Origin of the sequence: Calothrix sp. NIES-2100 (assembly GCF_963875285.1) — a bacterium.
Taxonomy (GTDB): Bacteria; Cyanobacteriota; Cyanobacteriia; order Cyanobacteriales; family Nostocaceae; genus Aulosira.
Window position 1 is genome coordinate 4,636,987 of record NZ_CAWNLA010000001.1, and the last position, 26,262, is coordinate 4,663,248.

At 39.0% G+C, this 26,262-nt stretch carries 24 protein-coding genes; 7 read left to right on the forward strand and 17 right to left on the reverse strand.

Annotated elements, in window-relative coordinates:
• Nucleotides 1-160 precede the first annotated feature (160 nt).
• From rppB to AACU32_RS19065, 6 genes are all read right to left on the reverse strand, one after another.
• Nucleotides 161-1,501, reverse strand: a complete 1,341-nt coding sequence (rppB, locus tag AACU32_RS19040; RefSeq protein WP_096602310.1) for a two-component system sensor histidine kinase RppB — start codon at nucleotides 1,499-1,501, stop codon at nucleotides 161-163.
• 131 nt (nucleotides 1,502-1,632) lie between these two features.
• A complete protein-coding gene (gene rppA / locus AACU32_RS19045; protein WP_096602312.1) occupies nucleotides 1,633-2,358 on the reverse strand; it encodes a two-component system response regulator RppA in 726 nt (241 codons plus the stop codon).
• Nucleotides 2,359-2,502: 144 nt separating this feature from the next.
• Nucleotides 2,503-2,655, reverse strand: a complete 153-nt coding sequence (locus AACU32_RS19050) for a hypothetical protein (protein WP_339378077.1) — start codon at nucleotides 2,653-2,655, stop codon at nucleotides 2,503-2,505.
• Between the two features lie 16 nt (nucleotides 2,656-2,671).
• Nucleotides 2,672-3,202 (reverse strand): hypothetical protein, encoded by a 531-nt coding sequence (locus AACU32_RS19055; protein ID WP_096602313.1) that lies wholly within the window; start codon nucleotides 3,200-3,202, stop codon nucleotides 2,672-2,674.
• 151 nt (nucleotides 3,203-3,353) lie between these two features.
• Nucleotides 3,354-3,734: a glycine zipper domain-containing protein gene (locus AACU32_RS19060; RefSeq protein ID WP_339378078.1), complete on the reverse strand. Its 381-nt coding sequence runs from the start codon at nucleotides 3,732-3,734 to the stop codon at nucleotides 3,354-3,356.
• A 228-nt stretch (nucleotides 3,735-3,962) separates the two neighbouring features.
• Complete coding sequence (locus tag AACU32_RS19065) at nucleotides 3,963-5,537, reverse strand: GMC oxidoreductase (RefSeq protein ID WP_096602315.1); 1,575 nt, start codon at nucleotides 5,535-5,537, stop codon at nucleotides 3,963-3,965.
• Nucleotides 5,538-6,049: 512 nt separating this feature from the next.
• On the opposite strand from AACU32_RS19065, the gene AACU32_RS19070 reads away from it, so the two are divergent.
• The 3 genes from AACU32_RS19070 (at nucleotide 6,050) to AACU32_RS19080 (ending at nucleotide 7,940) form a co-directional block, all read left to right on the forward strand.
• On the forward strand, nucleotides 6,050-6,955 hold the full coding sequence (locus AACU32_RS19070) for an SMP-30/gluconolactonase/LRE family protein (protein WP_096602317.1): 906 nt from the start codon (nucleotides 6,050-6,052) through the stop codon (nucleotides 6,953-6,955).
• On the forward strand, nucleotides 6,952-7,494 hold the full coding sequence (locus tag AACU32_RS19075; RefSeq protein ID WP_096602319.1) for a DoxX family protein: 543 nt from the start codon (nucleotides 6,952-6,954) through the stop codon (nucleotides 7,492-7,494). The genes AACU32_RS19070 and AACU32_RS19075 overlap by 4 nt, the downstream gene beginning before the upstream one ends.
• Nucleotides 7,495-7,646: 152 nt before the next feature.
• On the forward strand, nucleotides 7,647-7,940 hold the full coding sequence (locus AACU32_RS19080) for a hypothetical protein (RefSeq protein ID WP_339378079.1): 294 nt from the start codon (nucleotides 7,647-7,649) through the stop codon (nucleotides 7,938-7,940).
• A gap of 129 nt (nucleotides 7,941-8,069) precedes the next feature.
• Here AACU32_RS19080 and AACU32_RS19085 read toward each other — a convergent pair whose 3' ends face one another.
• Nucleotides 8,070-8,465, reverse strand: coding sequence for a four-helix bundle copper-binding protein (locus AACU32_RS19085; protein WP_096602321.1), 396 nt, complete (start codon nucleotides 8,463-8,465; stop codon nucleotides 8,070-8,072).
• A 975-nt stretch (nucleotides 8,466-9,440) separates the two neighbouring features.
• Between AACU32_RS19085 and AACU32_RS19090 the strand changes: the two genes are divergently transcribed.
• Entirely contained in the window at nucleotides 9,441-9,710 is a 270-nt protein-coding gene (locus AACU32_RS19090) for a GlsB/YeaQ/YmgE family stress response membrane protein (RefSeq protein WP_096602323.1), read from the forward strand.
• 382 nt (nucleotides 9,711-10,092) lie between these two features.
• Nucleotides 10,093-10,644, forward strand: a complete 552-nt coding sequence (locus AACU32_RS19095) for an alpha/beta hydrolase (RefSeq protein WP_096602325.1) — start codon at nucleotides 10,093-10,095, stop codon at nucleotides 10,642-10,644.
• Nucleotides 10,645-10,676: 32 nt separating this feature from the next.
• On the opposite strand, the gene AACU32_RS19100 is transcribed toward AACU32_RS19095, so the two are convergent.
• The 8 genes from AACU32_RS19100 to AACU32_RS19135 all read right to left on the reverse strand — a co-directional run bounded on the left by AACU32_RS19100 (nucleotide 10,677) and on the right by AACU32_RS19135 (nucleotide 21,439).
• Nucleotides 10,677-11,447, reverse strand: coding sequence for a sucrose-phosphate phosphatase (locus AACU32_RS19100; RefSeq protein ID WP_096602328.1), 771 nt, complete (start codon nucleotides 11,445-11,447; stop codon nucleotides 10,677-10,679).
• 158 nt (nucleotides 11,448-11,605) lie between these two features.
• Nucleotides 11,606-14,023 carry a sucrose synthase gene (locus AACU32_RS19105; protein ID WP_096602330.1) on the reverse strand — a complete coding sequence of 806 codons (2,418 nt, stop codon included), beginning with the start codon at nucleotides 14,021-14,023 and terminating at the stop codon, nucleotides 11,606-11,608.
• Nucleotides 14,024-14,054: 31 nt separating this feature from the next.
• On the reverse strand, nucleotides 14,055-14,417 hold the full coding sequence (locus tag AACU32_RS19110; protein WP_096602332.1) for an STAS domain-containing protein: 363 nt from the start codon (nucleotides 14,415-14,417) through the stop codon (nucleotides 14,055-14,057).
• 78 nt (nucleotides 14,418-14,495) lie between these two features.
• A complete protein-coding gene (locus AACU32_RS19115; RefSeq protein ID WP_096602334.1) occupies nucleotides 14,496-15,938 on the reverse strand; it encodes a glycosyltransferase in 1,443 nt (480 codons plus the stop codon).
• Nucleotides 15,939-16,000: 62 nt separating this feature from the next.
• Nucleotides 16,001-16,222, reverse strand: a complete 222-nt coding sequence (locus AACU32_RS19120) for a hypothetical protein (protein ID WP_096602336.1) — start codon at nucleotides 16,220-16,222, stop codon at nucleotides 16,001-16,003.
• A gap of 525 nt (nucleotides 16,223-16,747) precedes the next feature.
• Nucleotides 16,748-17,425 (reverse strand): response regulator transcription factor, encoded by a 678-nt coding sequence (locus AACU32_RS19125; RefSeq protein WP_096602338.1) that lies wholly within the window; start codon nucleotides 17,423-17,425, stop codon nucleotides 16,748-16,750.
• Nucleotides 17,426-17,485: 60 nt separating this feature from the next.
• Nucleotides 17,486-19,411, reverse strand: coding sequence for a transglycosylase domain-containing protein (locus tag AACU32_RS19130; RefSeq protein ID WP_339378081.1), 1,926 nt, complete (start codon nucleotides 19,409-19,411; stop codon nucleotides 17,486-17,488).
• A 207-nt stretch (nucleotides 19,412-19,618) separates the two neighbouring features.
• Nucleotides 19,619-21,439, reverse strand: a complete 1,821-nt coding sequence (locus AACU32_RS19135) for a peptidoglycan D,D-transpeptidase FtsI family protein (protein ID WP_096602340.1) — start codon at nucleotides 21,437-21,439, stop codon at nucleotides 19,619-19,621.
• 769 nt (nucleotides 21,440-22,208) lie between these two features.
• On the opposite strand from AACU32_RS19135, the gene AACU32_RS19140 reads away from it, so the two are divergent.
• Nucleotides 22,209-23,576 (forward strand): sensor histidine kinase, encoded by a 1,368-nt coding sequence (locus tag AACU32_RS19140; protein WP_096602342.1) that lies wholly within the window; start codon nucleotides 22,209-22,211, stop codon nucleotides 23,574-23,576.
• Between the two features lie 14 nt (nucleotides 23,577-23,590).
• On the opposite strand, the gene AACU32_RS19145 is transcribed toward AACU32_RS19140, so the two are convergent.
• Together AACU32_RS19145 and AACU32_RS19150 are read right to left on the reverse strand one after the other, a co-directional pair.
• Nucleotides 23,591-23,908, reverse strand: coding sequence for a sulfite exporter TauE/SafE family protein (locus AACU32_RS19145; RefSeq protein ID WP_339378082.1), 318 nt, complete (start codon nucleotides 23,906-23,908; stop codon nucleotides 23,591-23,593).
• Nucleotides 23,909-24,057: 149 nt separating this feature from the next.
• A complete protein-coding gene (locus AACU32_RS19150; protein WP_096602345.1) occupies nucleotides 24,058-25,017 on the reverse strand; it encodes a VOC family protein in 960 nt (319 codons plus the stop codon).
• Nucleotides 25,018-25,443: 426 nt separating this feature from the next.
• Between AACU32_RS19150 and AACU32_RS19155 the strand changes: the two genes are divergently transcribed.
• Nucleotides 25,444-26,256, forward strand: a complete 813-nt coding sequence (locus tag AACU32_RS19155; protein WP_096602347.1) for an SDR family oxidoreductase — start codon at nucleotides 25,444-25,446, stop codon at nucleotides 26,254-26,256.
• Nucleotides 26,257-26,262 lie beyond the last annotated feature (6 nt).

Genomic DNA, 26,262 nt, shown 5'->3' on the forward strand with positions numbered 1-26,262 from the left:
TTTAATCAGTGATGGTGTTAGAAATACTTAAAATGTTTTTTCTCATATCAATAGCGTTTCATTAAAAAATGAAAATTAAATGAAATTTGTATGTATCTTTTGATAGATGTTAATTTATCTGACTAGCCGCTTCCTGCCATCAAAGCGATAGGATATTTTTTTATTTGGAAGTACCTAAGGGAAGTCGTAGGATAAATGTACTGCCCACATTTAGCTGACTCTGGATTTGAATGCTACCTTTATGGGCAAGAGCGATCGCCCAAGCTATAGCTAAACCCAATCCCGAACCACCAGAGGTGCGAGAGCGATCGCGCTCAACTCGGTAGAAGCGATCAAAAATTCGCCCTTGATGTTCAACAGCAATGCCAATTCCTGTATCTTGGACTTTGATGATGGCGTAACGCTCACTATGTTCTAAAAAAACCGTGACTGTTCCGCCACTAGCTGTTGCTTGAATTGCATTGATAATTAAATTGGAGATTAGACGATAAAGCTGTTCTTCATTTCCCATAACGTAAAGTTTTTCTGAAACTTGTATCTGCTTATAAAGATGTATCTGAGTTTCTACTGCCAAAAATGCTAATTCCTCAATTAAATCGCTAATTAAATCATTCAAACAGCAAGGCTGATATTCTTGTGTTAGTTGTTTTTGATCTATTCTCGTTAACAGCAGCAAATCTCCTACCAATTGCGACAGGCGACGATTTTGGCGTTTGAGTACATCTAAAAGTCCATTATTCGATTTTGGTTCTTGCTGTAACTTAATAGCAGCTTCAATCGTAGAATACATCGCTGCTAAAGGTGTGCGAAACTCATGGGCAGCATCAGCAGTAAATTGCTGCATTTGTTGGTATGTATGATATACAGGTTGCATTGCCCTTCCTGCCAACCACCAACTAGACAAACCAACAAAAATCATGGAAATTGGCAATCCCAACACTAAAGTTAATCTCAAATAAGTAAGATGTTGGTCTAAATCAGTGAGGCTGCGCGCCACTTGTAGATAACCCGAAAGCTGGTTTTGAGTATATAGAGGTAAAGTGATTTGGCGATATCTAATGCCATCCGAATCTGTGAGGATTTGCCAATGCTTTGAAGGTGAGGTTATCGGTAACTTATCAAATGAGATACCGGCAATAGCAAACAGTTTTTCTGAACGATCCAATAAGCGTATATAGTAATTAACTCCGTTAGCAGCCTCTGCTATTGGTTGTTGAATAATAGTTGTTTTGGGCAAACAGTTTGTTTGAGTTATACATAACTTTAAGGAAAGTTCTTTAGCCAGTTCTTCTAAGTGTCCAGGTTGCTGCCAAGCAGGTTCAATACTTTGATGCAGTGCTTTTGTTACTGATTCCAAACCCTGGTCTATAGTTTCTTGGTAAGCATGGGCAACTACACTATAAACGCCCAATCCCGATAGCCCTAGAATACCACCCATGACTAGGGTATACCAAGCTGCTAGCCGTAACCGAGTCTGGTGGAAAATGGGATTGTGTTTCATATTTCTTGAACCTTACTTATACCAAGTTTCAATCAAAATTAGTATATGTCATTGCGACTGAAACGCAGTCTAGGGAAGCAATCTCATTAATGCCAAGGTAGTAAAATAGGATCTCAAAGTGTTGCTTCAAGTTAGCAAAAATCAGCAGCATGAATGTTGAGGCGATAGCCCACACCATAGATAGTTTCTATCAAAGATTCGCTGTCTTCTTCTCCCAATTTGCGTCTCAATAAGCGAATTTGTGCTGCTACTACATTGCTAACCGGTTCTACACCAATTTCCCAAAGTTGATTAATAATTTGGTCGCGACTGATAATTTGGTGAGGATGCCGCATGAAATATTCTAATAATTGGAATTCTTTGGCAGTTAAAGATAATACTTGCTTTTCACCGTGAGGATACTGTCGAGTAAGTTCATGCGTGCTGTAATTGAGCGTCAAGCAGCCTACTTGTAAGCGTCGGGGTTGGGGTATCAGTGCTGTTCCTGTGTAAGAAGCTCGCCTTTGTAATGCCCGTAATCTTGCTAGCAATTCTGCCATATCAAACGGTTTAACTAAATAGTCATCTGCACCGCTATCTAGACCAATAATTTTTTCTTCCATGCGGTCTTTAGCAGTTAACATCAAAACGGGTAAAGTTAATTGACGCGATCGCAACCATTTACACAACTCTATCCCGGAAACTCCAGGCAGCATCCAATCAAAAATCCCTAACGTGTACTCAGTCCATCCAGTTTCGAGATATTGCCATGCCTGAGTACCATCCAGAAACCAATCAACTACATACGCCTCATGACTCAGGACTTGTTTGATTGCTGCACCTAAATCCGCTTCATCCTCAACTAATATCAGCCGCATAGTCAACCCAGTGCTAAAAGCCTTCTTTAATTACGCTTTCACGCAAAAATGAAATCACTATGAAATTTTTATTCTACTTAAGATATAGCGATCGCCTCTGGGTAGGCTTTAGCCTAAGTGCTAATGTGAGCATAATGAATCTTGTTAGGTGAAAAGAGATGGCGGACTAAACCGAAGTGTATCAATCTCTGTTTTCAGTGCTTGAGTTAGTTCAACTGGTGAATGACACCATAATTCACCATTGTTCAACCGTACAACCGTCATCCGAGTCGAGAAAGGAATAGTCGTTCCATACATTGCCTTCAAGCTTGTGTTAGACAGTACGCAAATTGCCAAACCAAGCGTCACGATCCCGTTCAATCTGTTTGGCTGCTTTTAGGTTGAACCGCCAGATTCCGATACAGACAACGGCTTGAATCAAAAGTGGTATGATTACAGCACCGGAAGATGCGTCGTAAACGCTCAACAAATAGATAAAAAGTCCCAAGAATAAAGGCAGAAGATACCATAGCCAAACGAGCCTGAGCATACGAGCCTGATGGGTCAGACGCTGCTTCCACTTGTCTGGAAACTGAGTAGGGGGGAACGCAGACAGTTCTGATTTGGGGATGTGCAGTTTCCACCAGATGACGGTTATATCCAGCAACAGCGCGAAGATTATCACTCCGCTCCCAATGATTGCGAGAATGTCTTCTGGTTGTTGATAAATATCGTAAGCCATAATCAAAGCAAAGACCCCAATGAGAGCGCCTGCAACCACTGTCTCACGGATATTTCGACGTTGAGCACATTTTACAAGCTTAGTAATTCTCTCTTCTAGTGATTGTGCTTGTCGGTTAAACACATTTACCTCCTTCTGGCATATAGGTAATGATGAGACAGCCAAACAAGGGCACAGAATAGGCGACCTCCATCTAGGAGAAAGCCAGGTAGCAGATTGAAAAGCGCTTGTGGAAAATCAGTTTGTAGTTTGTGATGATGAATCGCGATCGCTTTTATTGCTCATTGGTACTATTGGGTTGAATTTCTGCACCTTGCGGTTTTGATAGTGCTTGTAATTCCTCCCAACTATAATGACAGGGTAATGCAATTGGTTTGTCATCGGCTCCTAACTCCAACCCAACTGTTGGCTGAAGTTCCTCAATAAATTCCTCACCGTACTCTGCTAACTTGTTACCCGCAACTCCACCAGTAATTGCCCCTGCAACGCCACCAATGGCAGCACCCACCTTACCACCAATTGAGCGACCGATCGCAGATCCGGCTACACTACCTCCCACCGCACCTAAACCTGTAGCTAAGGGATAAGATTTGCTTGTTGAATCATTCTGTTGAGGTTGCTGTTGTGGTGTAATTTGTCGTTCATCGTTTGTCATAATATTTTGTCCTTTTTGACTTGATTAATTAACCATCTCATACCAATTCAAAATTCAAAATTACGCCTTATGTGAATTAGAAACGCCGCTTATTTTATAAGGTTTTCTAGACTAGCCCAAAATTATGTTTTGTGACTATCGACGAAATTAAAGGCTTTCAAGACGTAATTCACATTAAACGTAAATTAAGAAACCGTGTATCTGTTGCATTCTTTTTTGAAATTGGTATCACTTCAATTGTTCAGCTAGATAATCGCCTACGCGCAAAGCATTGGCCATTATTGTCAGCGTCGGGTTCACGCCAGAATTTGACGGAAAGAAACTACTATCTACTACATAGAGATTCTCAACATCATGAGTACGGCAATTGGGGTCAAGAACTGAAGTTTTGGGATCTGTGCCAAATCGACAACTACCGCATTGATGGGCAACTGCTTGTTCAGGCAGATGAGTACGGGGATAAATGCTAAATGGCAGAACGTGTTTAGCAGAACGCGGGATTGACTTGAGTACAGAAGTCCAACGATGAATCAAGCGATCGCTTGCTTCGGTATTGTTGAGGGTATAGTCAATGTGAATTTTGTCTCCTACTACACGAATCCGATTATTAGGATCTGGTAAATCTTCTGTCTGCAACCACCAACCAACTGACCTCTCAGCTAATAAATGGCGCTCAAAATGAGGAATTAGCTTGACAAATGGAGCCATGAGTGGAGGGGCTTCGGCGGGAATCATATCAGCTAGGACATTACCGGTATTCTGCACCATGCCCATCGGATAAGGAAAATCCGGCTCTCCCCAGTAAAAATCATTGACAGCGATGGTTTTTTGAAACTTAGCGTTATTTACATCTAAATGTATAGAAACAATAGCGGTTTCCAACTGTTTCATGAAATTCCGCCCGACTTGATCGGAACTGTTTGCCAATCCATTGGGATGCCGATCGTTAGCAGAACGTAACAACAAAGCGGCTGAATTGACACAACCACAGGCAACCACTACAATATCGCCTGTAAACCAATGCTTCTCGCCGGCAATTTCAGTTTCTACCTTCGTAACCTCTCGTCCTGACTCGCTAGTATGCAACCGTAAAACTTTGGTATTGGTTTTCAGGGTAACATTGGCATACTTTTCACGAGTCGGACGAATGGCGTTAACGTCGGCATCAGCTTTTGCTTGTACCAGACAAGGGTATCCATCAAAGGTATCGCAGCGAATGCAGGGACTATTTGTAGTATCGCTCTCATTGAGCTTTAATCCTATGGGTAAATGAAATGGGTAATATCCCAGTTCGCGGATACCATCAACAAGAGACTGCATATCCGGCTCATGACTCACAGGCGGATAAGGATATGGCTCACTACGAGATGGTTCGGTTGGATCTTCTCCTTCCTTTCCATGTACGTCATACAGCTTTTCTGCTTGGGTGTAGTACGGTTCAAAGTCTTGATATTTCAAAGGCCATTCTGGAGAAATTCCTCCCTTGTGAATTACCTGTTCAAAATCGCGCTCTCGTAATCGAATTAAGGCTGCACCATAAAGTTTGGTATTGCCACCAACCCAGTAACCAGTCTGAGGTTTAAAAGCCTTACCTCCCTTGTCATACCATTCTTCATCAGTATGGTAGCGATGTTTTTGATAAACTTCCTGTGGATTCCAATTATCTTTCTCTCTCGGTAAAAAATCGCCTCGTTCTAGCACCAAAATTTTTTTACCTGTGGGTGCAAGGCGGTGAGTTAATGTCCCGCCACCTGCTCCTGTACCGATAATAATGATGTCGTAATGGTCTGAGATGCTCGTCATAATTTCATGTTTATTACGAGTGAAAAAGTCTCACTATGTCATTTTATGCACAGTAATTTAGCAATAGTTTCAGCTATATTCTAAATTTTTTTAAATATCATATAGCTCTAAAGATAGATTCCTACACTTAGGCTAAAACTTTAATTGCAGTAATGCTTCTGCCTAAGGAATTAATATTTTTTATACCTAAAGACAGGGAATAATTTCATTTTAATTTCATTTTTTAAATATAGAATATCAAATATGTAGGGCTAATAAATCTAAGTAACAAATAAAATTTATATGGCATTTATTAAACTATTAATTAAAAAAATAAACATTAAACAGACTTAAATAAAAATCCACATAATAGTATATCTATAGGTTGAGGTAACATAAATCAATAAAATCACAATTAATTTTATATAAAATACAGATTGTTATAAAAAAATGATGCAGCTTTATAGCAATTGGATATTAATTTGAATCTGCTATTTATTGTCAGCTACCGAGTTAGATCACAGGAGATTCCTATGGCTGAAGCTATTGAGATTTATGATGATCGCCTGCGTGCTATTGTCCCGACCGATGCTTTACTGCAAAAGCTGGCCAATGGTGCAGTTCATAGTGAAGGGCCTGTTTACTTTCACGAAGACGACAGTATTGTGTGGAGTGATGCTCACGGTAACTGCCTATTGCGGTGGAGTGCTACTGATAACGTAACCGTTCTACGAGACACATCTGATTACCAAAGCGGTAATTACCGTGACTTAGAAGGTCGTCTAGTTTCCTGTTCGTCAGGTTTGCGTGCGATCGTTCGCCGGGAACATAACGGTGAATGGAAGGTTTTAGTTGATCGCTACCAAGGCAAACGCCTCAACAGTCCCAACGATTTGGTCGTGAAAAGCGATCGCACAATTTGGTTTACCGATCCACCCTATGGCATTACTGAACCAAACCAAGGATACGGTGGCGAACAGGAACAACCCGGAAGTTACGTGTATCGCTTTGATCCAGCAACAGGTGAGATTTATCCTGTAGTAATTGACATGGTGCGCCCTAATGGACTGGCTTTTAGCCCAGACGAAAGCCTACTGTATGTCTCAGATACGGCTGCGTTTAATATTCCCGGCGGGCCTCATCATATTCGCGTCTACGAGGTTGTGGATGGTCAATGGGCAAAGAACGGACGCGTGTTTGCAGTCATCGAACCAGGTCAACCTGATGGATTGCGAGTTGACAAACATGGCAATATTTTTACTACTTCTGGTGACAGCGTACAGGTTTACGCTCCTGATGGAACTCGCTTAGGGAAAATTCTTGTACCGGAAGTAGGCGCTAACCTCACCTTTGGCGGTAAGAAACGTGATTCTCTATTCATCACAGCAGGCAAATCCTTATATGTTATCAACCTGAATACCCGTGGGGTGCAGCTATGATTTATAAATTTGTGCTGGGTATAGCGATCGCTTTTCTACTAACTACATTTCATGTCCCACAGATCAGTCTCAATCTATTAAGTTCAATCAATAATGTGTATCCTAATAGCTTCCCAGGATTAGCACTTTTACTACTAAGAGTTAGCGTAGGCGGATTGTTTTTACTACACGGCTACCCGAAAATAACCCATCTGAGACAGTGGGCTGAGTCTCTCAAAATGCCTGTCTTTATGTGCTTTTTATCAGCTGCGTCTATGTTAGGTGGCGGAATTTTTCTGATTGTGGGATTTTTGACGCTCTTAGGAACCTTACCTATTCTCGGCTCAATGATTTTTGCAATATATCTACACATCGCTGGTCATAAACCTTTTGTAGCCCAAGATCCATACTTAATTCCGCCCGAGCAATATCAAGGAGCTAATGGACAAGGTGAACCACCAAGCTGGGAAAAAGCATTTATGTACTGCGTGATGTTGATTGCGATCGCAGTTTTAGGCCCTGGTGCTTATTCACTTGATGCTGCGATTTTTGGGCGGTAAATCATTAATCATAAATACTGGATCTCAACTAAGGAGATAAAGATCATCTTCTCCTATTGATAGATGCTGCCTTGAATAGAAACTATTTACATATATTTATAATTGACACACTGAGAAACTCAGTTTCAAGTTTCAAAATCGGTTACTGACCCTTGGATGAACTCAATATTTTAATCACAGCGATCGGTGCGATCTTTTTATTTCTTGCACTGTTATCTGACTATTTTCGGCGGAGAATAATCTGGAACGCTTACAGCATAAGACTTTTAGCAAAAAACATAATCTCAGCCATTTTGTTAGAAAATAAACGCTCAAATGCCCGTTCTATCTACAGTTCAAAATTTGGCTTTGATTTTAATTTTTTTTATGTGGATGGGACGAGTGGAAATTATTCCTGTGCTGGTACTGTTTACTTCGTTATTACGTCCCGTGCGGCAAGCAATTAGGATGAAAAAATGCCACTGAAAATTTTGCGAAACCTTGCTTTTAATCACTTTTAACTAGATATAATTTTTCTCTTACTGACTACTGCATTCAGAAATCTTGTCCATGCAGTAGCCAGTATTTATAATGATTTACGCAGCTGCTATTGACATTTGCCGACAAGATTCAGCACAGCGACGGCACATATCAGCGCAAGCTTTCATCTGAGCATCATTACTCATGCGATGCCTGTCGGCAAGCCGCTGTGCGTCTACGCACTCCTGAGCGCAACGCTGACACACTTCTGCACAAACCCCGCAGGTACGAGTATGTAACTCAGATGCCCGCAGCATAAAATTAGCACTAGTTTCACAAATTTCCGCACAATCAAGCAGAAGCCGAATATGAGCTTGTTCTGCATGATTACCGCCCTTTTGTAAGCAGTAAGTCACAGTATTCAAGCAGATGCTATGGCAATCTAAGCAGTTTTGAATACATTGCTGCATTTCTTGGTTAACTTGATTTAAGGTTAGTTGTTGTACAGCCAAGATTTTTACCTCCGGATTTACTTATTTATAGGCACAATTGCCTTTAGCCCTACCTTATAAATGTAGAAATGGAAATGCGTCTGCCAATAGTAATAAGGAATATTTATTTCTAATGGATTAACAATATTTCATGCTAATTTCATATCTATATGTATCAGCCTAATCAGCCTGTATTTTCATGATTTAGATTAAATATATAGACATAAGTGTTGAAAATAGAGTATGTGTAGTCCGTTGTAGACGTAGTATTTTAAATACAGCACTTCCGGCAGCTATGAGGTACATCCTCATAGCTGAAAGCTATGATAGGAAAGGGCAAGAAGAAAAACTGTATTGCATAATAGCTTGAAGTGCTGTAGTGTTGCTAGCTTTAAGGAGTTATCAATATAAAACTTATTCCAGCAACTACCTGGTTTTAAATAACTACCCGATTTCTGCCCAAATTTTGCCCGTTATTTTTACAACTGATTGTTAAACTTAGACTGAAAAATCACTATCTTTGTATTGAAGGCAAACTCAGCTTAATTTCAGGCGTTGCTAACTCATCTGATGATGGCGTTAAACTTGGAACTAATTATTAATGGTTTCATTTGCTAATTCATCCAAATCTTAAGCAACGCCTAATTTCTTAATAAACTAATTTTGATATGCTGATGCTTATTATTTATCATCTAAGTTGAGAAGTGGAGTTTTTCCAAAGAGAACAATGAATAAGGAACAGTGTAAGATTGATGAAGAAAAACCCGATTATCAAAAAATAGATATTTTAAGGTAGACACTGTTTAGATAGATTCTCTTACTTCAGATAGTGGAAATAGTCTTGACGAAAATCATATTCTATACATAGCTAGAAAAACACGCTTAATTCGTTGATCAAAGAGAAATAGTAATTTTTGTTTGATTACAAAAACAGGTAGAGTTACTGATTGAATGTTCAGTGTGTTTAACGAAATATGTTGTTAATGGAGAAAACTTATGAATATTATAGCTTGGATCGTTTTAGGTCTAATTGCAGGTGCAATCGCAAAAATGATTTATCCCGGACATCAAGGGGGTAACATTTTAGGCACAATACTCCTGGGAATGATTGGTGCGCTCATTGGTGGAAGCATATACACTTTGTTAACCACAGGAACGTTAGCCTTTACATCAGCAGGATTGAGTATTGGCGGTATTATAGTCTCAATCATTGGTGCCATTATTGGTCTCTGGCTTTACTACACTTTTACCCGCAAAGCCTACTAAACCAATAGCCTCTGTTGAGAAGTCGTGAATTGTAATTCTTGAAGTATATAACGAGTCAGGGAACTCCAAAAAATCAATTATTCCGCTTAAAGTCGTTGGCTGTTGAACACAATTTCGCTCACACGGACGTGACTGTTGACTGTTAACGCTCAACAGTCAACAATAATAAGAGAATATTTTTTAATTGGAAGTTCCTAAAGCTGCTACTTAGCAGAGGCTTTTTCATAACAAGTAATTTAATCAATAACAGAAAAAATCATGCAAGAGCATGAATAAAAACATTTTTATTTAGATGATTTTACAATAGAATCTGGCTATTTATAAATAATTCTGCAATTATTTTTAATTTATCAAATTTATATATAACTAAAAGGATAAAACAATGAAATTCTCAATTCAGATCTTAAAATATAATTTATCTCTAATAGTAAGTATTGTTACTCTTCTTTACACTAACAGTGCGATCGCTGCCGAAAGAGTTACCTTTAAATCCGGTATTTTTCGTCCATCTGTATCAGTTGATGAATTAACGAAACTTGCTGAGACCGGAGAAGTTTCGCAAAGCCTAAATTTCTACTTTAATCAGGCTGGACAAGATCCAAAGGCAGTTCAAAAAATCTTGACACAAGAGGTAAATGCTAATCCTGTTGTATTAGATCGTGTCCTCAATAACCAAATAGGTGAATTTTTATTGGATCGAATTGGTCAGTCGGTTAGTACTCCTTCTGGTCAAGCCAATCGACAGGCTTTGCGTTCAGCGATAATTTTATCTGCTAACAAAGACAACAAAGTTTCGTTAATTGAAATAATTCAAAACTACCCAACCACAGAAGTGATTGTTGATGGCGAACGTCTTGCCCAAACTTATAACCAGCTATACATTCTGGTAGAAAGTTTACAAAGGGTAATCCCTATCCCTATATCTTTGAGTTAGTACAAGCGATTGCTGATTTAGGAGCATGAGAATTAATTGGAAATGGGTAGCGATCGCCAGCTGTTAGGGAATGGCAAAATATTAAAATAAACCAGTCCTTCAATAATACCAGCAGCGTTAGGAGAATCAGTTAAATAGTGCCAAGGGTAATGAGTCTTAAAGTGCCACTGGAGAAGTTCTGTCTGAGCATTATTGACTATAATTCCCGGCGATGGCAATTGAAATAGGCTAATGTCATTTCCTGAACCTCCAGAGATAATTGTTATCTCCGGTTCTACTTGCAGTAGTTGTTGCAGATATGCAGTAGCTTTACCCTTATTACAATTTTTGGGGACTATATCAACATCGCACCCATTGCTGAAAATAACCTGAGTCGATAGTCCCGAAAAGTTTAATAAATCTTGCAAATCATCAATAACGTGAAGTGAGGCATCTGTATCTAGACTAAAGCTGATTTTCCAACGGGTTTGTTCACTTTTGGAGCGCAGTTGCAATCCCGAGAATTGGCTGGCAATTGCCCAAATTGTATCTCTATTCCAGCCTTTGGAGATATAATTAGCCCAATCCCGATCTAAAATCAAACCCTGTTGATAAATCTCACTACCTAGACTAGCAATTAAGTAATCTGGTTTTAATATATTTGCTTGTGCTATAAATTTACGAATAGCAGTTTCAGAGTGCTCTGTAACATAGACTAAATAAATATACTTGCGGAAGCCTGCTAACCGCTGATTTAAAATATTAGTACCTTTATCTTTCTCAACCAGAGTATTGTCTAAATCAATCACTAAAAGTAGTTTCATATTTAATTCCTGAAAATTACAAAGTGTTAGTAATAATAAAAAATATGAATATCTTGATAAAATACAGGGATATTACTGCATCAAAAATTGGAAATTTTGAATTATATTCTTCAATCCCAATTCTAAAATATTTTCACCCCTGTATTCCTCAATTAATCTTAGCGTTGCAGATGCTGCGCTAATAATTGATGTGCTCTTGGCTTGAATACTAAATAAAATAGTATTTCCAAGTAGCGGAGCATATCTTCACGATTTTCTTGGGAAGTATAATTCCAAAAACCATAAATTTTGGCAAGGGAAAGTAAGCGAGTAGAGTGAATTTTCCAAGTGTAGTTTTTCACAACCCTCTCAACTGCTTGTTGAGAAATTTTCAACCAATAGTTTGGTTTTTGGTCACATTTATAAACAAAATCCAGAATTACTTGTGCCATTTCTTCTAACCGAGTGGGGTTAATATAAAATCCATTTACTCCGTTTTGAATAATCTCTAATGGCCCACCAAACTCAGTAGCAAAGGTAGGTAATCCGCTCACCATTGCTTCGAGAACCGTAAGACCAAAAGCTTCAAACAAAGCAGGTTGCACAAAAATTCCTTGATGGTCAGCAATCAAGCGATAAATTTCTCCAGAATCACTTTTAGAAAGGCGAACACCTAACCAGCGAATTTTGCCGTGGAGATGATATTGATCAATTATTCTATAGAGTTTTTCGATTTCAGTCGCTTCTTCATGGTCGCTGCTATCTTCAACGCGTAATTTACCCGCTACCAAAATCAAGTTACAGTGTTGTTGTAGTTCCTCACTTTTACCAAAACACTCTGCTAAACCTGTAAGATTCTTAATTCTATCTAAACGCGCCATTGAAAATATTGGTCGCTTATTGGGGTTATCTAATTTGCCATATACGAGGTTGGAGTCTTCGAGATTAAATAGCAGATTCTCTAAGCGATCGCGTTCTGATTTAAGTCGGCTATTTGTGTTTGTATAAGGAAAAAAGTAACTTTCGTTTACTCCTGGTGGTACTAAATTAAACTTAGGACTAAATAACTCTATGCCATCTACAACATGATAAAGTTCTGGCATGGTAAAACTTTTATAAGATTCGTACTGCCCTACACTATCTGGAGTACCCACAATTTCTTGATAGGTACTGCTAATAATAAAATTAGCCGCATTCATGGCAATTAAGTCAGCTGTAAACTGAAGCGAAAAATGATACTTATCCTCCAAGTCTTGCCAGTAGAGGTTACTAAATAAATATTTAGACTTCTCTAAAGCATGGGCAATATTACACTGGGTAACTTTTAAACGACGCGCCAGTAAAAAAGCTACTAAATTCCCATCTGAATAGTTACCAACAATTAAATCTGGTTTCCCATGAAATTCAGCTAATACTTCTTTTTGGGCATCAATGGTATAAGTTTCTAAGTAAGGCCAAATTTCAAACCGAGAAATCCAATTTTGCGTTACCTTCGCATTAAATTCTCGGAAAGGAACTCGCAAAATCCAGACATTTGTAGTACCATAAACTTTCTCTAAACGCTGATTACAGCGAGTACCATCACTATTAGGAATTAGCCGAGACAGAATGATGACTTTTGGCTGGACATCAATCACATCCAATCCAGCTAAAGTTATGTCTTCTTGGAGTTGCTCCTCTAAACTTCTGGCTTGGTCTAAAACATAAACTACTTGTCCACCTGTGTCAGGTCTTCCCAAAACACCTTCCTGTCCAAACCAGCCGTGGACTGACACCAAAACGATGCGAAACATCATTGGTATCCGAGATAGAAAATTTTCTAAAGCTTGGTGATCAGGCGAGTCAATTAACCCATCCAAAAGTTCTAAGCTTTCTTGAATGCGACCTGCGGTGTTACCCCAACCGGGTTCAAATCCCATCTCTTGCAGTTCAAAGCAAAATTGTCTGTAGGGAGTAGCTGGAGAATATTTGTTAACAAAATCAAGAGCTAATTTGACCTGTTGTGATAGTTGCTGCTGATTTTGAATCCGGGGGTTAATTAGTAATTGTGTACCGTTATAGTTATGCAGACTTAGGAATGTAAACAGTCTTTCTTGCAACTGTTGCGACTCCTGAAGTTTGCTGGATAAGTAGCGGTTGAGGAACTGCACGCCCTTACCAATGTTTTTTGGATCGCGAATTGTCGGTGAATAATCGTACAATGGATGAAAATCCAGTTCTAGGAGATTGCCTTCGTGAGGGTGAAAGCGATTGACAAGGCGATCGCGCAAGTCTAACAATTCTTCTACGGTCATTGGTTCAACTTGCAAGTCTTCAGTTATCTGAAATACCTGTTGATTAGCAATTTTTGGTCTTACTACCAAGCAAGAATTGCCATTGTTAAGGATAATTTCTTGGGTGAAATAGATCAGCTTTCCTAATTGAGAAGTGTTACAAAAGAATTCTGATTTTTGCAGACTTTTACAGTAATCACTAAAAGCTGACAAAATATCATTTCGGAGTAAGTATTGTTTATTTTGTTGACGTAGTTGGTGTAAAAATTGACGTAAATCAATGCGTTCTTCGCTATTCAAAATTTCATGAATTAATTCCAGCATGATAAATCCTCATGAACGTCAAAATTATCAGTTATAGATACGCTGGCAGTAAATTATTTAAAGCTTCCTCTTCAGTGTCAAAAATTTCCAACATTGTGTCCATCATTGTGATTTCAAACAATAATTTGGCTTCAGGAAGCAGATTACAAATGCAGAATCTTCCCTTAAATTGCTGAATACTCCTCATTCCAGCTACCAAAGCAGCTAGACCCGCACTATCAATGAAAATCACTTGAGCAAGATTTACTATTACACAGCAACTGATTTGAGAAATACACTCTTGTAATTTCAAGCGAAGTTGCCAAGATGTGCTGATATCTAGTCGCACTTTAGGTTTTAACACAATTACATTATTCCCTTCTTGGGTTATAAGTTTTTTTTCCTCTATTTCCATTACACTATTTGCCTACGGATGAAAGTTAAATTTCACATTAATCAACTCACATTGCCTTGGAAAATTGCTAATTTTGGCTCAATTATTTACCCACTGCACAGTACCATTAGAAAAAGAGTCAACTAATTTCTCTAGAGCTTTAATTTCGCTAGGCTTTAAAGCTTTTGACTTCAACAAAGTTTGAATTTGCTTTTCCACGTTTGGAGTTAAATTATTAGTTTGGATTATTTCTTGAACAAACATAGAAAGCGTTAAAGATTGGTAGAGTTCATAAATTTGATTAGTGACAGCCTCAGCACTAAAACGAGACTGAACCCAATTATGTGCAGCATTACCATAAAACTGCCTCAGACTAGGGTTTGCTAACAGATTACCAATAGCTCTGGCTAAAGCATGATGATTGCCAGGAGGAACCAATAGCCCGGTTTTCCCATGCACTACCGTATGCTGCAATCCTCCAACGTTACTAGCAATTACAGGTGTTCCTGCTGCCATTGCTTCAATTGCAACTAAACCAAAAGGTTCGTAATAACTGGGTACAACACAAACATCTCCAGCTGCATAGTAAGCAGGTAACAAGGCTTGAGAAATACGTCCTGTAAAAACTGTAACTGCTGCCAATCCCAGCTTTTTAACTAAGGCTTGAATGCGTTGTTGCTCTTGAAAGTCTGCGCCATCTTCGCGACTACCACCAACTAGATAGAGTGTAAATGAATCAGACAAAAAGGCGCAGGCTTTGACTAAGGTTTCTATTCCCTTGCGATGGTCAAAGCGCCCTACATACATAATTATTTGAGAATCGGAGCTAATTCCTAACTGTTGGCGGGCGATTTTCTGACTAATAGAACCAAAATGTTCAGTATTAATACCGCAGGGAATGATTTTAATCCTTCCCTGTTGGGAAATGAATTGGCGGAGGTCATCTACTTCTTGGGGACTGGTGGAAATTACACAATCTGTTTGCTCTAAAATTGCTTTTTCTACATGATGACGAATCACAGCCATCTGTGGCGGATTTTGCTCATCACGGTATTTAACTGCTCCTATGGAATGATAGGTATGAACTTGAGGTAATCCCAGTTGAGATTTGAGTTGTAATCCTACCCAACCAGAAAGCCAGTAATTACTGTGAATCAGTGCATAGTTACGCCCTGAACACTTACGAAAGTTTAGCCAAGCTTCTACAAATTCTGGTAGATGTTCAAATAACTCGTTTCTGGAAATGAATTTTGCAGGCCCTGCTGTGAGACGAATTGTGCGACACCCTGGTGCTAGTTCTACAATTTCTTCTTGATTGGGGTGTTCACGTCGGGTAAACATATCAACCAGACAACCCCTTTTTGCTAATGCTAATCCCAATTCCCGCACGTAGATATTTTGTCCGCCTGCTCCTTCTTTGCCAATTTCCGCTGTAGGGTCACCATGAACTGAAATTAATGCATAAGTTGGCTGAGAATTTGGTGTTTCTAGAGCCAGATTTTCTAGAGACTCAACTAAATTCAGAGGAACAAGATTATTCATGGTCAAATTTCTACCTACAAAACTCAAAGATTTTTAATTAACTGCTGGCGCTCAGAGTTAAATTACTGAGCATTAAAAAAAGTTTGCAAAAACTTTCTAGATCTTAAAAACGGATGGCTTTTATCTATTTTTTTGCTGGCTTTGGAGGGTTCAGGAAGGGAATCGACGAGTAACCGAATCGCCTCATGAACTGATATTTGATGATTCTCTGCATAAATTCTGAGCTTAAGATATTGCTCGCTAGTCAGAACAATATTGGCAATATTTACTGAGAATTGCGACATAGAAATTTACTCAAAACTAAAACCATGTTGCAAAATTGCTGGTCTTCTGAGATGTTACGTCTTAGAAGTCAAAATATCGGGTATTAATCGGGTAAAAATCGGGGATTAATCAAAATCATTAACTCTAGCAGTCTTATTTTAGTTGTGAAACATATTTGTTTTAGCTGTTAACCATTGACAGTCAACAAACCTTGTTGCTTACCAAAAGCCCCAATTTAAATTTTATTGAGAAAGTTAATTCATTCTAGAAACAATTAGTTCAAAAATAAAGCCCACCTACCTTTCAGTAACGCCAAGGATAGGTGAGCTTTATTTGGGTAAATGCACTCTTAAGTTCGTCGGGAATAAAACTGGAATTTTGCAGTTTTCAATATTTAATAATTCTTGATTAATTAAAATCTCCAAACTAAATAATTAAAATGGTTTGGAGAAATTGTGGTGTTCCAAAGGAGTTATTCTTTATAGAACTTTAACAATTAATTGTGGAGGTAACGGGTAAATATCGGGTAGAAATCGGGTAGTTTTCTAAAGCTGTTTTAGGCGATAGCCTAGTCCATGAACTGTTTCAATCAAATCATCAGGAGCGCCTGCTTCTCGAAGTTTATTTCTGAGACTCTTAATGTGAGATTTAACCGTTTCTTCGCTAGGTGGGTCATTGAGTGACCAAATACGCTCAATAATTCCAGTGCGACTGAGTACCCGCCGACCACTAGAAACCATGAGTTCTAGAAGGGCAAATTCTTTTGGTGTCAGATGTAAGGGATGTTCAGCATAGTTGACCTCATAAGTGCTGGAATTTAAAGAGAGACTACCCCAACTTAGGTCTGGGAAAGATGTGGCGCTTTGATTACGGCGCAACAGTGCGCGAATACGAGCCATTAGCTCTGGCATTTCAAAAGGTTTGACCATATAGTCATCTGCACCTGCATCTAACCCGGTAACTTTATCAGCCAGGGTATCCCGCGCTGTTAACATGAGGACAGGCAGACTATGGTGACGCGATCGCAAGCGTTGACAAAAACTGACACCGTCCAACTTGGGTAAAGTAATATCTAGCACTACTAAGTCATATTCTAACCCCTTAACAAAATCCCATGCTTCTTCTCCGTCTTGGGCTACATCCACCACATATTGACGGTCAGTGAGGGCTTCCATTAGCATCTCTGCTAGTTGCGCATCATCTTCAACTACCAAAATCCGCATTTCTCAAATATTTGTGAATTAAAAAACTAAAATCAATCCCAATATCTAACCTTAATACTTTCAATCTGATTTAGGACGAGGAAACTTAGAAGGTGGCTGAAATCTTTCTACTGGTACACCCTGAAGTGCCTTCTGCATAAAATCACGCCAGATAGGAGCTACCGTACCTCCACCCGTTGCACTGTGAGCTAATTGTCGGTTGTCGTCCCTCCCTACCCAGATGGCGGTCGTTAACTGCGGTACAGTGCCAATAAACCAAATATCTTTCTCTGAGGAGGTTGTACCCGTTTTTCCTGCGGCTGGACGGCCGATAGCTGCGCCTTTACCAGTTCCTTCATTAACTACCGTCTGCATCACGTCTAAAGTTGCGGCTGATGCCCAAGGGTCAAGAACTAGTTGCGGTTTAGGAGTATTATCTAGCAACACATTGCCACTACTATCAGTCACACGAGCAATAATCGTTGCTGGTGATTGCCAACCATAATTAGCAAACGTGGCATAAGCACTAGCCATTTCCAGTGGTGTGACACCAATTGCACCTAATGGTAAAGAACTTACCGGAACCATTGGACTCATAATTCCTAAAGTACGGCAAGTTTCAATAACTTTATTCATGCCCACAGCTTTACCAAGCTTGATTGCCGGAATATTACGGGACAGTGCTAAGGCAGTACGAATTGGTATTGCTCCCATGAAGCTATTATCGTAGTTGCGTGGGTAATACCAACCACTACCATCTCTATAACTAACAGGGGTATCTAGTATCGTTGTATTTGGTGTAAATTTCCCACTAGCAAAAGCGGTATAGTAAACAAACGGCTTAAAAGAAGATCCTGGCTGACGCTGTGCTTGAGTTGCGCGGTTAAATTCACTAGTTTTTGCATCTACACCACCTACTAGTGCTTTAACAAAGTGTGTGCGAGGATCAATTGCAACTAAAGCCATCTGATTTTTATTTATCCCTTCACTTTCAAGGGTTCTATGCCATTTCTTGATAGTTGCTTCTGCCATCAATTGGAAGTCTGCGTCTACTGTTGTTTGTACCCGCATTCCAGCTTTGATCAGTGCTTCACGCCCAAACTTTTTAATTAGTTCTTGAGCAACGGTATTGGTAACATAAGGCAAAGCACTACCTTGAAAAGACTTGATTTTGCCAAGTTTGATTTGTTGTTTGAGAGCATCATTATACTCTTGTTGGCTAATCCAATTTAATTCTAACATTCGCCCCAGTACTTCTTTTTGTCTTTGTTTAGCCAATTTCATGTTGACAAACGGGCTAAATTCTTCTGGAGCGGGAATTAAACCTGCCATCATTGCAGCTTCCCCTAGAGTCAAATTTGCGGCTGATTTGTTAAAGTAAGTGCGTGCTGCTGTTTGCACACCATAATTATTGTGTCCCCAGTAAACTTGGTTGAGGTACATCTCTAATATATGGTCTTTACTAAGAACTTGCTCTAACCGAATGGCTAATACTGCTTCGGCGATTTTTCGGGTAACAGCACGCTTTTGAGATAAAAATAAATTTTTCACTAACTGCATGGTGATTGTAGAACCACCTTCTCGCACATCTCCAGATGTTAAGTTAGTAATCGCCGCACGTCCAATACCGACGGGGTTAATCCCGTGATGCTCATAGAAACTGCTGTCTTCGCTAGCTAATACAGCTCGTTTTAAATTGGGAGAAATTGCATCTAAGGGCGCTACTTGTCGATTAGCTTCCCCATGTATACGTGCTAAAAGCTTGCCTTTAATATCATATATATAAGTTGTTTCTGAGGGGAAAAAGTTTCGTAGTTGTCTCACATCTGGCAGATTCCGGAAACTAATAGCTAACCCAACTAATCCTCCCGCTAACACAGAACTTGACAGCATAGTAATTGATAGGAGCGTACCACCCGCTACTTGACCAACTCCTTTCCAAAACTCCAGGTTAGGTAAAGTCTGAATTTGTGATGTTTTGTTGGTAAATTTTTTATACGAAGACACGGCAATTTTACTTCCTTATTTGTAAATTTAACTGAAATAAAGTTTCTGAAAATACCAAGTTGATTTATAAATAATTGAGTTAAGAAATCAGTGATTAAAAATTCTAATTTTTCTGTTGTTGATAGTTGTATTAAAAAAGAATTTAGCACCCTAAGTTTTAAGATAAATTAGCGCGATCGCCAAAGCAATATTCCCAATGTCATATATTTACTTGACTCCTGGACTTGGCGAAATCTGCTCAAGGGGAATCAGTGCGCTGATCACAGATTGAGCAATTGGTGCGGCGACAGTACCACCGTAAGCATTTGCTCCTTTCGGCTCATCTACCAATGCTAAAACTACATAACGAGGAGATTCGGCTGGTAATATCCCCAAGAAACTGGTGATATAAGCGCCTCTTTTATAACCACCAGTAGAACTAGCTTTTTGAGCCGTACCAGTTTTGCCAGCTATACGATAGCCCGCAATCTTTGATGCTTTTCCTGTGCCTTTTTCCACCACTGTTTCCATCATTTGAATCACCTGTTGAGTTGTCATGGGTGAGAAAATTTGGCGTGGTGTTGGTAAAGTGGGTAAATAATGCATCTGTCCTTGACTATCAATCAGTCCTTTAACTACATGAGGTGTGACTAGTTTGCCACCGTTAGCTAAAGCTCCTTGCAATTGCACTAGTTGTAGTGGTGTCAAGGAAAAGCCTTGTCCAAAGGAAGCCGTCGCCGCTTCAATAGGTGAGGCTCTAAATTTTTCTTGGCTTTTAAGCTGACTACTAACTGCAAATGGCAAATCTGTATTTATGCTTTCTCCTAGCCCTAAACGTTGGAGCCATTGGTAATAGATTGAAGGTGGCAATCGTTGCATAATTTTCACCATGCCAACATTGCTAGAGTGTTGTAAAATTTGAGCAATATTAATTATGCGATCGCTGTTTTGCTCGGCATTTTTAATAATGCGATCGGCAACTCTCATAAAACCAGGATCGTCAAACACATCATCTGGTTTAATTACACCAGTCTCCAATGCGATCGCCACATTCAAAGGCTTGAAAGTCGATCCTGGTTCATAAAGATCTGCTATTGTCCAATTTTTAAACAGTGAGATATCAGCTTTGGAGTATTGATTGGGGTTATAACTGGGCACAGATACTAAAGCCAGCAATGAACCATCTAACGCATCCATGACAATTACTGCTCCGCGTTTCGCCCCAAACTTTTCCATTTGCTGTTTGAGTGCTGTACGCGCTATCCGTTGGATGCGGCTATCAATAGTCAGTTGTAGTTGCAGATCATCAACACTGAGAAATCCCACAGGCGCATCATCTGATAGTAATGCTCCGTTTCCTTCGCGCCTGAGTTTTATAGTTTGTGCAGAACGCGCTAATAAATTTTCTTGGCTGTATTCTACGCCAGCTTGACCTTGACGTTCTGTATTGATGTAACCCACTACATCTGCGGTTAAATCTTCTTGTGGATAAAATCGTAAGTATTTCTGAGTTAGTTCCAAGCCATTGAGGTGCAATGCGGTTATTTGAGTAGCAATTTCTTCTGGGACAGCAGAGTCCAGCAAAATACCAGTTTTTTGACCTTGAAATATTTTGCCTAATTCATCAGCATTTTTATTAAGTATTACAGCTAGGCGTTGTGCTATTTCCTCTTGCGATTTTTGAAACAGTTGTGGATGGGCGTATAGAGTATACACAATCCGGTCAAGAGCTAAGACATGATTATTGCGATCTACAACCATTCGTCGAGGCGTAAAAGGTCGCAAAGTCACCATTTGCTGGTTTCGGGCTTTCTTGGTAAGTTTTGTTCCCTGCACAATTTGCAATTGATACAAATTGATAGCCAGTCCTAATCCTGCTACCATTAATATGCACCAAACTACAAATAGTCTTTCTCTAGTATTCGATATTTGGCTTTGGGTATTAGTGGAAAATCTATTTCTTGAATCTTGCCTATAATCCTTCTGCTGCTTTTTCAATACTGGATTATGATAAGTTTTAGCTTTTACTCTACTAGGAAATTTATACATTTTCTGTCAGCAAGTTATAGCAGCTAATTTTGAACATCAAAAAAGCTTTGCAGAAATCTTCTCGAAGATAGCAACAAATACCTTGTGTTTAAATTTTTCCTGGGTTGAGAGGGTTCAGGAAGAGAATCAATAAGTAACCGAATTGATTCGTGAATAGATATTTGATGATTGTCTGCATAAACTTTGAGCTTATGATACTGGTCATGAGTCAGAACAATGTTAGCAATATTAACTGGAGAACGAGACATATAAGTTTCACCAACACTGAAATATTTATCGGAATTTTTCTCTTTTTTGAACTGTACACCTTATATGTTGAAAAATCAGGTAGAAATCGGGTAGAAATCGGGTAATAACTGGTTAAACATAAAGAAACAAAAAACTTTTTCCAAAACCTCTGTAAACTATAATCTTCTAAACTGTATTGCTCTATCTGCAAGAAAGCCAGGTGCTGTACTCAGCCTAACGCATAGCCTTTGTCAGGCTTACCATCAATCCCACACTATCGGATTGATGGTAAGCCTGTCTATCGCGCTTACACTGAGTAAAGCGTACCACACAAGTAAGTTGATGAATCAAATTCGGCTACTATATATAATATGTTTGTTGGTAAAGATAGCTCAAAATTAAAATTCTCCAAACCAAATAATTAAAATGGTTGGGAGAATATATAGTGTATAAGAGGTTAATTCAATTATTAATCTAACAATAATTTGAAGAATTAAGGGGCAAATATCGGGTAAAAATAGGGTAGTTTAAAGGTAGCGTTATGAAATGGTCGCTAGAAAGAAAATGGATTGCCTCTGGTTTTGGCTTATCCTTTTTATTAATGGGTATTGTCAGCTTTATTTCTTACCAAAATGCTACTCAATTAATTGAAAGTAGCAATAAAGTAAAGCACACACATGAGGTAATGAAAAGCCTGATCGATATCTTTGCTACCCTGACTGATGCTGAAGCTGGACGTAGAGGGTATATTCTGTTTGGAGAGCGATCAGAACTTAAACGTTACGATCAGGCAATCCAAAGCTTAGATGCAAAAGTCGAAAAGTTACAACAACAACTTGCTGATGACTCTTCTCAACAGCAGCAACTAATGAGACTTAAAGTCTTAATTTCTCAAAGAGTTGAACTTTCCAAAAAGTCGCTTAACCTGCAACAAGTAGGCAAATCAACCTTTGCTATACAAGCTACGCGAATTAACCAAACTCGTGGCGAAATCCGCCAAACTTTGGCTCAGTTACAGGCTAGGGAAGAAAAGTTACTAGAAATATCGGTTAAACATTCTCAGCAAAATATTCACAACCGGATGTTGATTGAATTCTTGGGTACTGTGCTAAGTTTTGCTATTTTGTTAGCTGTTTACGCCTTGCTTTATCAACAATTAGTTAAGCGCCAACAAGCAGAAGCTCTTCAACGGACATTAGCTCAAGAAAAAGAACTCAGCGAACTAAAACTGCGTTTTTTTTCGATGGTTTCCCATGAATTCCGCACACCTTTAAGTATAATTTTAGGCTCGGCTCAATTGTTAGCTCAGAGCAACCAGCAGTGGACAGAAGAAAAGAAAGTCAAAAATTTACATCGGATTCAATCTTCAGCTCGGTCAATGAATCAATTGCTGACAGATATTATGACTTTGACTAGGGCAGAAGCTGGTAAACTTGAATTTCATCCAGAACTTATAGATTTGGAAGCATTTTGTCTTAACTTAATTGAAGACATCCAGTTTTGCAATCAACCACAACATCCGATTAAATTTGTCACGCAAAGTAACTGTACTCATGCCCAATTAGATGAGAATTTGCTCTACTCAATTCTCAGTAATTTACTTTCTAATGCTATAAAATACTCACCAGAAGAGTTAGATATATTGTTAATTCTCAGATGTGAATCAGACGCAATACTTTTCCAAGTGAAAGATTCTGGCATAGGTATCCCCTCCGAATTTCAGCAGCATTTATTTGAGCCTTTTCATCGTGCTGAGAATGTGAGCAAAATTGTTGGTACTGGACTAGGGTTGGCTGTGGTTAAAAAATGTGTTGAACTGCATCAAGGAGAAATTTATGTAGAAAGTGAGGTTTGTGTTGGAACAATTTTTACAGTAAAGATTCCCCAATATAACAGCAAAAACAATTGAACAGAAGAAATAAATTATAAATTAGAATCGCCTGGATTTATAAACATGACTCTGATAGCACTTCCCAGTAGTAAAACTCCAAAAATTCTCGCCAAAATTACATTCGATAATTCTGTTCCTATTTTTGCTCCAAACCACCCACCTAATACAAAACCTATACAGAGCAATGTAGCTATCTTAATGTCTACATAGCCTTGTTTGTAATAAGTCCATGCAGCCAAGATATCAATAGGAGGAACAAGTAAAGCTAATGTAGTTCCCTGAGCTTGGTGTTGAGAAAAACCATTTTTTCTATGTAATTGTGACTCTGATTGTACTGTTTGGTCTGGCATACAGCCTAATAGGATAAGATTTTTCAAATTTGATTTATGCGAATTAGTTTGCGATCGCATTAGCTACGAAATGCAAAAACAAGCTAAGTTTGAAGACATCAAAGCTTTTAGCACCCTCTAACAATAGTTGTTTCCTGACTTTGGTTTCACTATTGGGTAAGCAGCAATATTGTATGTCCGTCTGGATCTTTAACTAGACAACCCTGCTTATAAGGCTGGGAGCTATCTGCAAACTGCACAATTCTGGGCGAAACCAACTGAACTTTGTGCTGACGCAGCTTATCTACAATCTGCTCGATGTCGGAAACGATGATTTGGACTTGCACCGTTGCAATATCGGAACTTTTCCAATCACTGGGTATAGGACGACCTTTAGGGGGTACAAGATAGTCTAACAACTCAATCCCTACGCCACCTTGAGCAGGTCGCAGTCCTGTAATTTTGACTTCTGCTCCTGGTAAATTATCCATACGCGCTTGGGTTGCACGCCAGTTGAGACTGTGGCTATCGATTTGCATTCCCAGAAGATCGCGGTAAAAGTGTAGACTCTGCTCGGTGTTAGAAATTGCGATCGCACTATGATCTATTCCTAAAAATAAGCGATTCGTGTTTTGATGCCATTTATCTTGTCCTTTATCAGGCGGAAACCAAATTAACTCTAAATCATGTCCATCAGGATCTTTAAACTTAAAAGCGCGGACACCAGCTGATGCTTCATTTCCAGGTGGTATTGTCTGCGGCGCAACTGAAATCGGTTGAATGGGAAATGAACACACTTGTGCATAAGCGCGATCCATATCACTCACGACAATCGCCAGATGTTGAAACCACAGGTCATTACTTTGTGAATCCCTGGGGATGGGTTTACCCTGGATATTAATATACTCCATCAACTCGATAAGTTCATCACCTAATCGTAAAGTGACAATGCGAATTTTTGCCCCAGTTACACCTTCTAAATCATTGTAATCCTGTCCTTCAACAGTAATGTCAGAAACGAGTTCAAAAGCAAGTGCTTGTGTATAGAATTCCCAAGAGCGATCGCAGTTTGTCACGGTTAAGCCAATAGCTCTAATTCTTTGTACTTGTACATCGGTTTGACTAGACATATTCAACAGACTTTGTACTTATTCTGTACTAGCTTCGCAAAAATTCAATCTGAGTCTTGTATAAATCAATCAACATAAAAAAATATTATAAAGTTTCTCTCTAGCTTCAGAAATACATTCAACTGACTTTATCCTTTAAAGATTTCATCCAATAATGAAATCGTGATGAAACTTTTATAGTTCTTTCGGTAGAGATATTTATTATTCCAATGGCTAGAAGCGTTAATTCAGGCAAACCTCTAAAGTAATGACAGAATCATCAAAATAGCTGTCAAAAATTAAACACATAAGCAAAATGTGTAATTAGTATAAAAATTTAAATGTCGGACAGCTTGCTTCAATTTGGATTCAATCATAAGTTTTCAATATCAGCCATCCTCAAACTTTGCAAATGAAAATACATAGCAAAAATTCTGAAAAAGTATTATGAGTTATTCCCCTTACCTACTTAAAGGTCAAAAAGCACTTGTGACGGGTGCTAGTTCTGGAATTGGTGAAGCGATCGCTCGCTCTTTGGCTGCATCAGGTGCAGCAGTAGCTATTAACTATCATTCTGAAGCTGAAGAAGCCCAAAAACTTGTCGATGATATCAAAGCTACTAATGGAGAAGCATTCGCTATTCAAGCCGATGTCAGCAAAGAAGACCAAGTAAAGGCAATGTTCAGCCAGACCATTAAACAATTTGGCACTATTGATATTTTAGTAAGTAATGCGGGCATTCAAAAAGACTCAGCATTTATAGATATGACCCTCGATCAATGGAATGCAGTGATTGGGATAAATCTAACGGGACAATTCTTGTGTGCTAGGGAAGCTGCGAAGGAATTCTTGCGTCGAGGTGTGAAGCCTGATATTTCTTGTGCGGCAGGTAAAATTATTTGTATGAGTTCCGTACATCAGGTAATTCCTTGGGCAGGTCATGTTAATTATGCTACTAGCAAGGGTGGCATTAATATGATGATGCAAAGTATTGCCCAAGAACTTGCCCCCCACAAAATTCGTGTTAATAGTATTGCGCCTGGTGCAATCAAAACCCCAATTAACAAATCAGCTTGGGATACCCCACAAGCAGAGGCGAATTTACTAAAACTAATTCCAGCAAAACGTGTGGGAGATGTAGAGGACATCGCTAAAGCAGCAGTTTGGTTGGCTTCTGATGACTCTGATTATGTCAACGGTACAACACTATTTGTAGATGGTGGAATGACTTTATATCCAGGTTTTACAGAGAATGGTTAATTGAGA

Bases quoted from the DNA above. Each gene is read 5' to 3' on its own strand.
- rppB (WP_096602310.1), bottom strand. From the start codon at position 1,501: ATGAAACACAATCCCATTTTCCACCAGACTCGGTTACGGCTAGCAGCT.
- rppA (WP_096602312.1), bottom strand. From the start codon at position 2,358: ATGCGGCTGATATTAGTTGAGGATGAAGCGGATTTAGGTGCAGCAATC.
- AACU32_RS19050 (WP_339378077.1), bottom strand. From the start codon at position 2,655: ATGTATGGAACGACTATTCCTTTCTCGACTCGGATGACGGTTGTACGG.
- AACU32_RS19060 (WP_339378078.1), bottom strand. From the start codon at position 3,734: ATGACAAACGATGAACGACAAATTACACCACAACAGCAACCTCAACAG.
- AACU32_RS19065 (WP_096602315.1), bottom strand. From the start codon at position 5,537: ATGACGAGCATCTCAGACCATTACGACATCATTATTATCGGTACAGGA.
- AACU32_RS19070 (WP_096602317.1), top strand. From the start codon at position 6,050: ATGGCTGAAGCTATTGAGATTTATGATGATCGCCTGCGTGCTATTGTC.
- AACU32_RS19075 (WP_096602319.1), top strand. From the start codon at position 6,952: ATGATTTATAAATTTGTGCTGGGTATAGCGATCGCTTTTCTACTAACT.
- AACU32_RS19090 (WP_096602323.1), top strand. From the start codon at position 9,441: ATGAATATTATAGCTTGGATCGTTTTAGGTCTAATTGCAGGTGCAATC.
- AACU32_RS19095 (WP_096602325.1), top strand. From the start codon at position 10,093: ATGAAATTCTCAATTCAGATCTTAAAATATAATTTATCTCTAATAGTA.
- AACU32_RS19100 (WP_096602328.1), bottom strand. From the start codon at position 11,447: ATGAAACTACTTTTAGTGATTGATTTAGACAATACTCTGGTTGAGAAA.
- AACU32_RS19105 (WP_096602330.1), bottom strand. From the start codon at position 14,023: ATGCTGGAATTAATTCATGAAATTTTGAATAGCGAAGAACGCATTGAT.
- AACU32_RS19110 (WP_096602332.1), bottom strand. From the start codon at position 14,417: ATGGAAATAGAGGAAAAAAAACTTATAACCCAAGAAGGGAATAATGTA.
- AACU32_RS19115 (WP_096602334.1), bottom strand. From the start codon at position 15,938: ATGAATAATCTTGTTCCTCTGAATTTAGTTGAGTCTCTAGAAAATCTG.
- AACU32_RS19120 (WP_096602336.1), bottom strand. From the start codon at position 16,222: ATGTCGCAATTCTCAGTAAATATTGCCAATATTGTTCTGACTAGCGAG.
- AACU32_RS19125 (WP_096602338.1), bottom strand. From the start codon at position 17,425: ATGCGGATTTTGGTAGTTGAAGATGATGCGCAACTAGCAGAGATGCTA.
- AACU32_RS19135 (WP_096602340.1), bottom strand. From the start codon at position 21,439: ATGTATAAATTTCCTAGTAGAGTAAAAGCTAAAACTTATCATAATCCA.
- AACU32_RS19140 (WP_096602342.1), top strand. From the start codon at position 22,209: ATGAAATGGTCGCTAGAAAGAAAATGGATTGCCTCTGGTTTTGGCTTA.
- AACU32_RS19145 (WP_339378082.1), bottom strand. From the start codon at position 23,908: ATGCCAGACCAAACAGTACAATCAGAGTCACAATTACATAGAAAAAAT.
- AACU32_RS19150 (WP_096602345.1), bottom strand. From the start codon at position 25,017: ATGTCTAGTCAAACCGATGTACAAGTACAAAGAATTAGAGCTATTGGC.
- AACU32_RS19155 (WP_096602347.1), top strand. From the start codon at position 25,444: ATGAGTTATTCCCCTTACCTACTTAAAGGTCAAAAAGCACTTGTGACG.